Annotated in this window: 9 protein-coding genes; 5 read left to right on the top strand and 4 right to left on the bottom strand. The window is 42.1% G+C overall.

Going from position 1 to position 12,826, the window contains the following annotated elements; genetic code table 11:
- Positions 1-206: 206 nt before the first annotated feature.
- On the bottom strand, positions 207-1,709 hold the full coding sequence (gene gppA / locus N477_RS13195; protein ID WP_063360908.1) for a guanosine-5'-triphosphate,3'-diphosphate diphosphatase: 1,503 nt from the start codon (positions 1,707-1,709) through the stop codon (positions 207-209).
- A 30-nt stretch (positions 1,710-1,739) separates the two neighbouring features.
- Positions 1,740-3,023 (bottom strand): ATP-dependent RNA helicase RhlB, encoded by a 1,284-nt coding sequence (gene rhlB, locus N477_RS13190; RefSeq protein ID WP_063360907.1) that lies wholly within the window; start codon positions 3,021-3,023, stop codon positions 1,740-1,742.
- 92 nt (positions 3,024-3,115) lie between these two features.
- Here rhlB and trxA point away from each other — a divergent pair, with 92 nt between their 5' ends.
- From trxA to N477_RS13175, 3 genes are all read left to right on the top strand, one after another.
- On the top strand, positions 3,116-3,442 hold the full coding sequence (gene trxA / locus N477_RS13185; protein ID WP_039611268.1) for a thioredoxin TrxA: 327 nt from the start codon (positions 3,116-3,118) through the stop codon (positions 3,440-3,442).
- Between the two features lie 199 nt (positions 3,443-3,641).
- Positions 3,642-4,901, top strand: a complete 1,260-nt coding sequence (gene rho, locus N477_RS13180; protein WP_023399073.1) for a transcription termination factor Rho — start codon at positions 3,642-3,644, stop codon at positions 4,899-4,901.
- A 133-nt stretch (positions 4,902-5,034) separates the two neighbouring features.
- Complete coding sequence (locus N477_RS13175) at positions 5,035-6,309, top strand: methyl-accepting chemotaxis protein (protein ID WP_063360906.1); 1,275 nt, start codon at positions 5,035-5,037, stop codon at positions 6,307-6,309.
- On the opposite strand, the gene N477_RS13170 is transcribed toward N477_RS13175, so the two are convergent.
- Positions 6,280-9,135, bottom strand: coding sequence for an ATP-binding protein (locus N477_RS13170; protein ID WP_063360905.1), 2,856 nt, complete (start codon positions 9,133-9,135; stop codon positions 6,280-6,282). The two genes, N477_RS13175 and N477_RS13170, sit on opposite strands and share 30 nt — an antisense overlap.
- 68 nt (positions 9,136-9,203) lie before the next feature.
- On the opposite strand from N477_RS13170, the gene N477_RS13165 reads away from it, so the two are divergent.
- Positions 9,204-9,803 (top strand): DNA-J related domain-containing protein, encoded by a 600-nt coding sequence (locus N477_RS13165; protein ID WP_231098063.1) that lies wholly within the window; start codon positions 9,204-9,206, stop codon positions 9,801-9,803.
- An 11-nt stretch (positions 9,804-9,814) separates the two neighbouring features.
- Here N477_RS13165 and dbpA read toward each other — a convergent pair whose 3' ends face one another.
- The gene (gene dbpA / locus N477_RS13160; RefSeq protein ID WP_063360904.1) at positions 9,815-11,197 is read right to left on the bottom strand and encodes an ATP-dependent RNA helicase DbpA; all 1,383 of its coding nucleotides are present in this window, start codon (positions 11,195-11,197) and stop codon (positions 9,815-9,817) included.
- A gap of 219 nt (positions 11,198-11,416) precedes the next feature.
- On the opposite strand from dbpA, the gene N477_RS13155 reads away from it, so the two are divergent.
- Positions 11,417-12,826: a M20/M25/M40 family metallo-hydrolase gene (locus N477_RS13155; RefSeq protein ID WP_063360903.1), complete on the top strand. Its 1,410-nt coding sequence runs from the start codon at positions 11,417-11,419 to the stop codon at positions 12,824-12,826.

The following is a 12,826-nucleotide window of genomic DNA, read 5'->3' as shown; positions in this document are numbered from 1 at the left end:
TTTATTTTCAATTAAGCTTTCCGTTTGGCTTTAACCTTCACTTTGCTTCTTGCTTTTGTGTGTGTTGCTCCGTGTCAGTGGGTGCGCATTATAGGGAGTTCAAAGTTTTGATCAAGCGTTTTTTAGATAAAAAAACAAAAAAACGCTCAACCGAATAAAATCCAACCAAAAACACTCTATTCTGGTTGTTTTTACGTCAAAAAAAGCTATTCACTCTCTACTTTCAAAAGCCAACCGCACTTTTCTTGGTAACGAGCTTCTTGCTCTAACTCAGTACACATAAGTGGATGTGCTTCTAACCAGCTTTTTGGCATTGTCAGTGTTAATGTCTCTGGCTCTGATGCCGTCAAAAAGAGTTCTGGTAAAACATCATCCTGTCGACGCATCGATAAAATTACGCCAATACGCAATAGGCGTATTAATATTTCAACCAGATGTTGATTCACACCTAGCTGTGAAAAGGAATCTGTATCTATATCTAAACGATGACAACTAACTAACGCAGCTACCAGCTGTTTCTGTGCGCGTGTATAGCCTGGCATCACACTGTTATTCAATATATAGGCACTATGAAGATGGTACTCTTTGAAATCTATTAACAAACCGATTTCATGCATCACAGATGCAGCTTTTAATGCATCACTAGCAAAGCACATATCAACAGACCAATAGCCTTTAAGTTGATTCAAAAAGCCATTGCTGATTTCAAAAACACGCTGTGCCTGCAAATTATCCACATGATAACGTGCAATAAAGCAATTTAACGTACGCTTTCTTATATCAGCAACACTCAAGTCTTCAATCATGCTATACAGGACACCTTCACGAAGTGCACCACCTGCCAGACCCATGTATTCAATTTCCAGTGACTCAAACAATGCAATGAGAATGGCCAGCCCAGACACAAACACGAGTCGCCTTTCTTCACTCAAGCCAGGAAGGTCCAACTGAGGGATCGCTTGACATTCTATTGCAAGGCTTTTTATATGGTACAACTTATCAAGTGATAGGTATTCGTCTAAGCCGAGCGCCGAAAATATCTCTTGGATAGCTTGTACTGTGCCAGAAGCCCCGATTGCGAGCTCCCAACCTACTTGTTGAAAAGCTTCAGCATGAGGACCGATAATCTGCTTTGCTGCTGCGATTGAATTTGCAAAATTCTCATCACTCAGCCTATCGTCTTTAAAGTATTTCTCGAGATAAGTAACACAGCCCATATTGAGGCTTTGATAAATCTGCGCATCAAAGCCTCTACCAATCACAATCTCAGTGCTTGCACCACCTATATCAACTACAAGTTGTTTACCATGGCAAGCAGATGTATGAGCAACGCCTTTGTAGATAGTACAAGCTTCTAATTCACCACTTATTATCTCAATCTTATGGTTCAGTATACTTTCAGCTCGCTGCTTAAACTCTTGCGCATTCGTCGCTAAACGCAATGTGGCCGTCGCAACAACTTTAATATTTTGCGCAGGAATATCCTGTAGTCGTTCTGCAAATAAAGACAGACATTCCCACCCGCGTTCCATCGCTTCTTGTGATAACACATTTTGTTCATTCAGCCCTGCGGCTAATCTCACTTTGCGTTTTACTCTGCCAATTGTGTGAACTCCACCAGCCATATGCTTCGCTATTAGCATATGAAAACTATTAGAGCCCAAGTCAATTACAGCATATACATTGTTAAGTGGTGAGTTATATCCCACGCTCGTAACCTCTACTAACCTTTACTACTTCTAACCGTGTTTAGGCGCTGATTTTTGGTAATTACCCTGTCGGCGAGTGTTGCCACGTTTTCTAGGGCCTGACTGGTAGTTTCTGCGATGTTGTTTTGCCGGTGCTTTTATGTCCTCAAGCAATGCAGACTTATCATATTGAGAGATTGGAATTGCATGATCTATGTATTCTTCTATCTCATGTAGATTGTATGCATATTGCTCACACGCAAAGCTTATTGCATGCCCTGATGCACCAGCTCGACCAGTACGCCCAATACGGTGAACGTAATCTTCTCTATCATCTGGTAGGTCAAAATTAAAAACATGACTTACTTCTGGAATATGCAAACCTCGAGCAGCAACGTCAGTAGCAACCAATAGATCTAAGTCACCTTTGGTAAACTTTGTCAAAATAGATAGACGCTTCTTTTGATTTACATCACCTGTTAGTAAACCAACACGATGACCATCCGCTTTTAACCACTCATAAACGTTTTCACAGCTATGCTTGGTATTAGCAAAAACGATTGCTTTATCTGGCCACTCTTCCTCGATTAAGGTTAAAAGTAAAGGCAATTTGTCCTCTTGCGAAGGCTGAAATAATTCCTCTTGGATGCGTTTACCCGTTTTAACATCAGGTTCTATTTGAACATGAACGGGGTTATGCATATGCTCGAAGGCCAGTTCTTGTACTCGATAAGACAAGGTCGCAGAAAACAATAAGTTCATGCGATCTTGTGTACCAGGCATACGATTAAATAAATAGCGAATATCTTTAATAAAGCCTAAATCAAACATGCGATCGGCTTCATCAAGTACCACAACTTCGATGCTATTTAGGTTAAATGCCCCTTGTTTATAAAAATCAATGAGCCTGCCTGTAGTGCCAATTAAGATATCGACACCTTTTTCTAATTGTGCCCGTTGTTTTTCGTATTCTTCGCCACCATATACTAATCCTAGATTTAATTTACAGTGCGGTGCGATAATTTGAGCATCTTTGTGAATTTGTATTGCAAGCTCTCGAGTAGGTGCCATGATAATGGCGCGCGGTTGTCCCGAAGTTTGCTGCTCTGGTTGCGTTTGCATTAAACGATGACAAGTCGCGGTTAGGAACGCCAATGTTTTACCTGTTCCTGTTTGCGCTTGACCCGCAATGTCCCTGCCTTCACATACGTAAGGCATACACTTTGCTTGAATTGGCGTACAATGATCGAAGCCATTCGCTGTTAAACCGGCGACCACTTCCGGTGCTAAAGCAAAGTCTGAAAATTTCGTGTTGGTCAAATGTGTCTTAGTCATAGCAATAAAGCATAACGTTTAAACTTGCAATAAGAAACAAGAGTGTTTAAATACGCACTAAATAATTCGCCAAATTTCTATCGGAGAACGTAATGAGCGACAAAATAATTCAACTAACTGACGATAGCTTTGAAGCTGACGTACTAAATGCAAGCGGCCCAGTTCTTGTGGACTTTTGGGCTGAGTGGTGTGGCCCTTGTAAGATGATTGCACCAATTCTTGATGAAGTAGCAGAAGAATTTGCTGGTAAAGTAAGCATCGGCAAACTAAATATCGACCAAAACTCAGGGACACCTGGCAAATTTGGTATTCGTGGTATTCCTACACTACTTCTTTTCAAAGATGGTGCGGTTGCTGCAACTAAGGTAGGCGCATTATCTAAAACTCAACTTGTTGAGTTCTTAAACGATAACGTTTAATATTTAAAAACCCAAATACGCCGTATTTGGGTTTTTGCTTTCTAGCGACAACCCCCACATAAAATGGATTTATTTTTTGTATAAAGACTGGACGACTCGCTAGCTAGCTGCTAACTTATAGAGCCACTAACCTTTTATCGAATATCAACTCAATCCCTCGTGCGACGAGAAGACAACGTTAATTAAAGAACCCACCAATATGCATTTACGCGAACTTAAAGACAAGTCAATAAATGAGCTTGTAAAACTTGCCGAGTCAATGGGACTCGAAAACGTAGCCCGTCTAAGAAAACAAGATATTATCTTTGCTATTTTGAAAGCGCATGCGAAAAGCGGCGAAAACATTTACGGCGGCGGTGTTTTAGAAATTCTCCAAGACGGCTTTGGCTTTTTACGCTCTTCCGAAGCTTCATACTTAGCAGGACCAGATGACATCTATGTATCGCCGAGTCAAATCAGACGCTTCAGTTTGCGTACTGGTGATTCAATTAGCGGTCTGATCCGTCCACCTAAAGATGGCGAGCGTTACTTCGCACTACTAAAAGTAAACGAAGTAAACTTTGACAAGCCAGAGAATTCAAGAACAAAAATCTTATTTGAAAACTTAACGCCTATCCATGCGAATGAGCGTTTAGTTATGCAACGCGGTAACGGCAGTACTGAAGATATTACTGCGCGTGTTTTAGATCTAGCTTCACCAATCGGAAAGGGTCAGCGCGCACTTATCGTTGCTCCACCAAAAGCTGGTAAAACAATGTTACTGCAAAACATTGCGCAATCTATCTCATACAACAACCCAGATGCGACCTTAATGGTACTGCTTATTGATGAGCGTCCGGAAGAAGTAACTGAGATGCAGCGCTTAGTGCAAGGTGAAGTTGTTGCCTCAACATTTGATGAGCCAGCAAGCCGCCACGTGCAAGTAGCAGAAATGGTTATTGAGAAAGCAAAACGTCTTGTAGAACACAAAAAAGATGTAGTTATCCTACTCGATTCAATCACCCGTTTAGCTCGTGCATACAACACCGTTATCCCTTCATCAGGTAAGGTATTAACAGGTGGTGTGGATGCAAATGCACTACACAAACCTAAACGTTTCTTTGGTGCAGCACGTAACGTTGAAGAAGGTGGTAGTTTGACCATCATCGCAACAGCACTTATCGATACCGGCTCAAAAATGGATGAAGTCATCTACGAAGAGTTTAAAGGTACTGGTAACATGGAATTACACCTAAATCGTAAGATTGCTGAAAAGCGTGTTTTCCCTGCAATAGACTTCAACCGTTCAGGTACTCGTCGCGAAGAACTACTAACGAAGCCAGACGAATTACAAAAAATGTGGATCTTACGTAAGATCGTACATGAAATGAGTGAAATTGACGCCATGGAATTCCTTATCGATAAACTATCGATGAGTAAAACGAATGACGAATTCTTCGACTCCATGAAGCGAAAATAATAAAAAGAACCTGCTACGGCAGGTTTTTTTTCGTCTATTACCAACTTGGATTTCTTTTTGAACTAGACTATACCTATTAGTCTAACTGGAAAAAGCTTTCGTTTTTAAGCTCATAGAAAGGAGTTTCAAGTAGATGCGTTTAAACGTCGGTGTTGTCAGTACTACATCCGCCAACATTATTATTACGGTACTATGCGCCATTTATTTTGATATTTCTTTTACTACCACGCTTATTGTTTGTTCCTTAATGCTAATCAGCTCCTTCGTCATCTATTTCACGATTTCAAAGCATACTAACAAAGGCAGCTACTTAGATAATTTAGTCAAAGCGCTACTCAGTGATACACAAATAGACTTAACCTATCGCTTTGATGATAAGGACAAGCAATTACCGCAAACTTGTCTCGCCCTCAATGCGGGTCTTGCCACCATTGAGCACCTTATCTGCGAAGTGTACGCTTGCTCTGCTAGACTATCCCCTATGGCGGATGACTTGAGAGATACCTACGCGTCAATGACGCAAAAAGCCACCATACAACATGCCCATGGCGAGGACTTAGCAGCCTCAATCAATCGCATGTTGGTAGTATCACGAGAGCTCGATGAAAATTTAGAAAAAATCTACAACTCAGTAGCAAGCGCAACTGAAGCTGTGAAAAAAACCCGTATCGATACAGATAATAGCCAGCAGAGCTTACTCAGCCTAGCGAATCATATTCGGCAAACCAGCACACAGATTGAAACGCTAAAGACGGATAGTGATGCAATCAGTAGCGTTATCGACGTTATCAATGCCATTGCAGACCAAACGAATTTATTGGCATTGAATGCCGCTATTGAAGCAGCTCGAGCGGGGGAACAAGGAAGAGGCTTTGCTGTTGTCGCTGATGAAGTACGTAACTTAGCAGCGCGAACCAGTCAATCAACGCAAGAAGTTCGCGCAATGGTCAGCAAAATTCAAGCTGGCACGGATAGCGCGCATTCATTGATGTTATTAGCACTAGAAGAAACAGATAAAACCGTTCAGCTATCTGAAGAGTCAACCAAAGAAGTCGATCAAATAGAGCATGCTATGCTAGAAATCAACGACATGTCGCACAGCATCCATTCTCAGGTATCCCAACAAAAAGTCGTCTCTGACGAGGCACAGTCAAGCATTGAGTCCATGGTCGAGCTCAATTCAGACGCTTTATCTAGCTCTAAAATACAAGCGGTTTCAAGCGCTGATTTATTAAATCTCTCTTCGAGTATTCACGACAAACTCAGTATTTTTAAAACGGAAACACCTGAGCCTGACTTAGATCCACGAGTAGATAAAAGCCGAACACACCAGACTGCACCTGAAATAGAGAAAAAGCCTAGCTCACAATCTGATGATCTAGACTCCAGTGACATCGAACTGTTCTGAATACGCCTGCACTTTGAGTTCATCACACAAAATCAAAAACAAATCCTGATATTGTGCACTTTTTTTCTCTTTGAGTGCTTGTTCAAATTGCTTAGCGATGTCAGCTATTGCAACAAAACCAAATACCAAAGCAGCCCCTGCGATTTTATGGCAATGATACTGTAGCCCGTCATAATCATTGTCTTGCCACAGATCAATTAACTTATATCGCTCTTGCTCCAATGTTGAGGCAAAGCTTTGCCTTAAATCAGTCATATCGATACTTATATCATCATGAGATGGTGCATCTAGTGCTTCATCTAATTCACTGTGTAGAACAGTGACTAATTTGTTATGCTCAATAGGCTTACTTAGATGACCGGCAAACCCATACTCTAAGTAATAGCTGATTTCATGCTCCATCACATTGGCGGTTAGCGCATACACAGGCCCTTCATAACCAGCTTGACGCAATAACTTAAGCGCCTCCAATCCATCCATTTCAGGCATTTGTATATCCATCAAAACCAAATCAGGAAAGCTACTAAGACATTTCTCAACCGCTTCCCGACCATTGCAGGCCGATTCAACCTTAACGCCTAGCTGAGCTAAAATACGCTCAAATAGTACTCGGTTATCATCATGATCTTCTGCAACTAAGACCTCGCCGCTAAACATGGCACTGACACCAATTCTAGACTGCTCTGAAACACTCTGATAATGCGAGGCATTGAGTCGCTGACAAGGCAGCCAAAACGAAAAGCAGCTTCCGATATGAAGTTCACTACTGGCTCTGATGGTCCCTCCCATCATAGTGGCTAGTTGCTGAGATAAACTTAAACCTAGTCCGGAACCGCCAAATCGTCGTGTAATACTGTTATCACCCTGCTGAAAATAATCGAATATTTTTTCTAGCTGAGAAGCAGGCATACCAATCCCTGTATCACTGACTGTAAATAACAACCCTTCTTCAGAGGGTTCAGCGATCAGTTCCACATGCCCTTTTTTGGTAAACTTGATAGCATTGCTCAGCAAGTTGATTAGCACCTGCTTAACCCTCACATAATCCAAGCAAACCCAATATGGTGTCTCAAGTCGATGGTCAACAATTAACTCAAGTGACTTTTCCATGCAAGGGTGGTGAAACATATCGGTAATATCAGTGAGTAGGGCCTCCACATTAAACTCGGTCATTTCTAATTCAAGCTGCTCTGCCTCTATTTTGCTCAAATCTAGTACGTCGCTGATCAACTCTTTTAAGTGCACGCCCTGACGATGCAGCACCTCAAGTGACTCCTGAAGGTCAACATTATGCTGGTGTTCTCTGAGCATATTCTCACTGTAGCCAAGAATAGCTGTCAGTGGTGTTCTGATTTCATGGCTAATATTTGCCAAAAACTGGCTTTTGATTTGATTCGCATTGCGCAGCTGATCCGCCGTTTTTTGCAGCTCTGCTGTACGCTGTGCAACTTCATGACGCAAATCTAGCTTTGCTTTATGCTCTAGGCTACGTCGATACCATGCCACAGATGCTAATAGCGCAAAAATAACCACCAAGCCACCCATCCAAATCAACTGCTGTTGCTGATGACTTTTCAACTCTTGTAGCTGCTGAGCTTGCTTTAGTTTCGCAAGTTCTTGGCTTAACTCCCCCTCTTCAAACTGCTTTTGGTATTTTTCAGATTCTTTGAATAGAGCTTGGTTAAGTAGTTTTGAGCGTACTCGATTGTATTCAATCATAATCGACAATGCTTGTGCCGTATCTCCTTGAGAGGCTTTTGCCAGTGCAAGAATCGACATGGATTGATTAGCAAGGAGTGAACCTCCTAACTTCAAGCTGATTTCCATGCTCTGCTGAGCGGCCTCTATGGCCGACACAATCTTACCTTGAACGAAATCTAACTGAGCTCTGATGTGCAGAGCCTGCGCCATACTTTCTAAATTTTCCGACTTTTCAGCATAATAAATCGCAAAATTTGCCTCCACTTCGGCACGTTCAAACTCACCTAAAACAATACTCACTCTCGCTAGGTTCGTATACTCGTAGGATAAAAATGTGACATCATTGGCAGCTTCATAATAATCAGCTGCGCGCTGTAAAAATGTGCGCGCTTCCTCGAGTCTATCCGTCTGAGTGTAAATGACCCCTAAGTTTGCTTGGGCTAATGCCATGCCGCGTCCATCTGACAATTTATCAAACAGCTTAATGGCCTTAAGTAACAAGGTTTCTGCTTTTTCATAACGGAGCAGGCGTATATACACACTGGCAATATTCAGAATGATGTCAGCCTCATCTTGTTCGTTGCCATGTGACTGATACAAGGAGTGCGCCTCAGTAAATGCAGAAAGGGCGTTTAATAAATCATGAAGTTTTAAATTAGCTAAGCCGAGGTTATTTTGAATGTGTGCCACTTCTATGGCTGGTGAGTGATTTTTTGCAAGTTCCAAGGCCCGTTCATAGTCAATTTTAGCTGCAGAAAAGCCACCGGCATAATACCAACCAACACCCTGCATTTTTATCGCCTTGAACAGCAGCTGTGGCTCTCCCTGTTCATCTAGCGCCAACTCGAGCGTTTTAAAATAACCGATGCCATCGTTGTAGCGACCTAGAGAAAATGCCGTATTCCCCATATTTTGTAATAAAGCATAGCGTTGCTTTAATTGCAGTTGAGGATGGTTTAATAGCTGCTCCGCAGCCATCTTTTGTTCTTGCCAGTTATCTAGGTGAGCAATATTTCCTATTTGTTGCTCCAGTGTCTGAATTTCATTAGACACCTCTGATGCCATGGCCTGAAAACTGAATCCCAATATCACCATCAACATACAGCATGTATTTCTAAATGCCATCCGTGCTAATCCTAATTTGCAATAGCGTAATATTTCATCAACAATACCTTAGGCAATGAAGATACACTATGTTTACAGACCGGACAATGACCAACCCATTACTTGATATTATTTTTGAAATTATCTCGACTGGCGAGCACCTAAAGGTGCATGAATTAGCGAGCCGAATAAGTAAAAACAACGCCTTACCAGAATTAGATTCAGATCCTCATAAAGAATTATTTAAAAAGAACTTTCTTATCATGAATGCGTTATACCAATTACAAAATGAGTTGCAGTTAAATGGTTACGACGTCCACATCTCCAATCTCGACATCTACTTACAGCAGAGAGTTTCAGCTCACACCACGTGGAATGAGCAAGCACTCCAAAAAGTTGAACCATTAAAGGATTATTACCTAGACTGGAATAATTATGATACCAGCAAAGAAGAGGTAGAAGCCCTATTAAACGGATTCTGGAAAAGGTATGTCTCTCATGTGCCGATGTGTATCTCTGAACGCACACATTTACTAAAAAAATGGCAGCTTTCAGAACATTTTTGTGCAACAGAGTTGCAAAAACGTTGGCGACAACTTGCCATAGAAAACCACCCAGATAAAGGTGGCTCTACACGTGCTTTTCAACAAATAAAAAGTGAATATGAACAGCTAAAAGGCTGCCTGTAAGCTGCCTCTATTTACACAAGGCGCTTAGCTTTAACGCGTTTGCCCTTAATTTTATCAGCCTGTAATTTGCGAATAGCGGGCTTTACTGCGTCACGATAAATGGCCACATAGGCTTGGTTGTCTTGCACTGTAATATTTCCAATCTGCGCACCACTGATGCCATTTTCACCCGTGAGGCAACCCACAATGTCACCAGCTCTCACTTTCTGCTTTTTGCCAACATCCAGTACCACAGTGACCATACTAGGCTTGTATACCGGCTTATCTAACAAACTGAGCGGAGGTGTTGGTGATGGATTAAATTCTCGCTCGTATAAATCACTTAGTTGTTTAACTTTAAACGTTTCATTTTCGCCATAGAGAGAGCAAGCAAAGCCTTTTTTACCGCCTCGGCCAGTTCGGCCAACACGGTGAACATGAGTTTGCGGTTCAAGCGCCATATGATAGTTAATCACCATATCGATATCATCAATATCCAGTCCGCGTGCTGCCACATCTGTAGCCACAAGAATTGAGGCACTTTTATTGGCAAAGCGCAATAACATACGCTGGCGCTCAATTTGTGCCAAGTCACCATGCAAAACAGCCACTTGTAGACCTGTTTGCTGTAACTCAGTGTACAGCTTTTTCGTTTCAACCTTAGTGTTACAAAACACAATACAGCTTTGAGGCTTATGCTGTAGCAACAATAATTTTAGCGTATTAAAGCGCAGCTTATTGTTTTTAAGATGGAAAAATTGCTGCTTGATTTGCTTATTCAGTGCTTCCGTTTCACCTTTAACGACCACTGGCGATTGCATAAACTGTGTTGCAAGCTTTTCTATATCTTTAGGATACGTCGCACTAAACATCATTGTCTGACGAGTCGGTGATAAGTAGACAGCGATGTTCTCAATCGCATCAATAAAACCCATTTCTAGCATTTGATCGGCTTCATCCAACACAAAATGACTGACACCAGTCAAATCTAACGTGCCTTTAAACAAATGCTCCTCAATACGCCCTGGCGTACCAACAACAATGTGCGCGCCATGCTCTAATGAGCTGATCTGTGGCCCAATCGGCTCTCCCCCACAAATCGTCAGCACCTTGATATTCGCGAGTGACTTCGCCAACTTTCTCACTTCATCAGCAACTTGCGATGCAAGTTCTCGTGTAGGCGCCAAAATAAGCCCCTGAATTTGCTGAGTACTTGCATCTAACGCTTGTAAAACTGCCAAACTAAAGGCCAGTGTTTTACCAGAACCGGTTTTAGCTTGCGCAACAACATCCTTGCCATTTAATAACTCGGGTAAAGCCTGCGCTTGAATAGGCGTCATTTTACTAAAGCCAGCCTTAGACAAAGAAGCCTGCAACTCTTGGCGCAGTGGTAGTTGAGAAAATTGCAAATTCACATGGATGTCCTAACAGATCAAAGTAGACCAATTTTAACAAATATCGACAGGGCTTGATATATAAGCGTCTACCTACTTTTATAAATCCAAAAGGCGTATTATCCAGTATAAAAAAACAATAATACTACAGAGCATATTCATGCCATTCATCTTATTAACGTTTAAATTAAATACGTTCAATGTCAGAATAAAACTCAATTTATCTATCAAGGATTATTCATGAAACATGCATTTCGTACGCTGATAAAATCCAGCATACTGCCGCTTGTGGCATTGTGCACAAGCCATATCACTCACGCGCAAGAATTTACAAACGCTGAGTTAAAGATGGTAGAAAAAGTGCGCGAGCACGCCCTCAATAGCAATCTAAGTTGGCAACTGGTGAAATCACTCACAACAGAAGTTGGGCCGCGTTTACCAGGCACTGAAAATGACAAGATGGCCGTTGCATGGGCGAAGCAAAAGTTTCAAAAACTTGGTTTTGATAAAGTATGGTTGGAACCTTCCAAATTTCCTGAGTGGCGACGTTACCACGAATCTGGTTTTATTCTTACGCCGAGCAAGCAACCTTTACACCTAACCGCACTCGGTAATAGTATCAGTACGCCAAAAAAAGGCTTGTCTGGCGAAGTCGTCTTATTCGAAACATATGACGAATTAATTGCAGCACCAGCGGGCAGTTTAGAAGGTAAGATTGCTTTTATTAATTACCGTATGAACCGAGCTATCGACGGCAATGGTTATGGACCTGCGGTAAAAGCCCGCAATAAAGGTGCTGTAGAAGCCGCTAAAAAAGGCGCAATTGCTTACATGATGCGCTCAGTCAGTACCAGTCACCACAGATTTGCCCATACTGGTGGCAGTCACTACACCAAAGGTGTTACTAAGATCCCAGCCACTGCGGTTGCAAACCCAGATGCAGATCAACTTGCGCGTCTGATAGCACTTGGTAAACCTGTTCAAGTTGAGCTGAATATTCAAACTGAAGATTTAGGCGAAGGCACCAGCTACAATGTTATCGGTGAAATTACGGGATCTAAGTACCCTCAGCAATACGTTTTACTGGGTAGCCACCTAGACTCGTGGGATCTTGGAACTGGTGCTCTTGATGACGGTGCTGGCGTAGCCTTGACGATGGCAGCTGCTAAGCATATTGCTGATCATACTCGTCCTGAGCGTAGTATTCGTGTTGTCTTGTTTGCTGCTGAAGAACTGGGTTTATGGGGCGCTAAGGCGTATTTTAAACATTACGAAAAGCAACTAAGTAATATTGTTGCCGCAGCGGAGTCTGACTTTGGTGCCGATATCGTATATGCGTTTGAGTCAAACGTTAACGCGGCTTCTCTGCCTGTAGTCAGAGCCATCGCCAAGCAATTGAAGCCATTGGGCGTGAAATATATTCGTAAAAATGAAGCGCGAGGCGGACCGGACCTTATTCCTCTGAGACAGACCACATCAGCGCCAATTTTCGATCTACATCAAGTAGGCACAGACTACTTCGATTACCACCACACTGCGGATGATACGTTAGATAAGGTTGATCCTGAGAAATTGAAGCAAAATACCGCGGCATATGCTGTGTTTGCCTTAATGGCAGCCAATGCTGAAACCAAAATGGCAGGTAAGTAA

It is taken from the genome of Pseudoalteromonas luteoviolacea H33-S (genome assembly GCF_001625695.1).
Taxonomy (GTDB): domain Bacteria; phylum Pseudomonadota; class Gammaproteobacteria; order Enterobacterales; family Alteromonadaceae; genus Pseudoalteromonas; species Pseudoalteromonas luteoviolacea_B.
This window is presented reverse-complemented; position numbering and strand designations above follow the sequence as displayed.

Coding starts and splice junctions, on each gene's coding strand:
- N477_RS13155 (WP_063360903.1), top strand. CDS start 11,417: ATGAAACATGCATTTCGTACGCTGATAAAATCCAGCATACTGCCGCTT.
- rhlB (WP_063360907.1), bottom strand. CDS start 3,023: ATGACTAAGACACATTTGACCAACACGAAATTTTCAGACTTTGCTTTA.
- N477_RS13175 (WP_063360906.1), top strand. CDS start 5,035: ATGCGTTTAAACGTCGGTGTTGTCAGTACTACATCCGCCAACATTATT.
- rho (WP_023399073.1), top strand. CDS start 3,642: ATGCATTTACGCGAACTTAAAGACAAGTCAATAAATGAGCTTGTAAAA.
- trxA (WP_039611268.1), top strand. CDS start 3,116: ATGAGCGACAAAATAATTCAACTAACTGACGATAGCTTTGAAGCTGAC.
- N477_RS13165 (WP_231098063.1), top strand. CDS start 9,204: ATGTTTACAGACCGGACAATGACCAACCCATTACTTGATATTATTTTT.
- N477_RS13170 (WP_063360905.1), bottom strand. CDS start 9,135: ATGGCATTTAGAAATACATGCTGTATGTTGATGGTGATATTGGGATTC.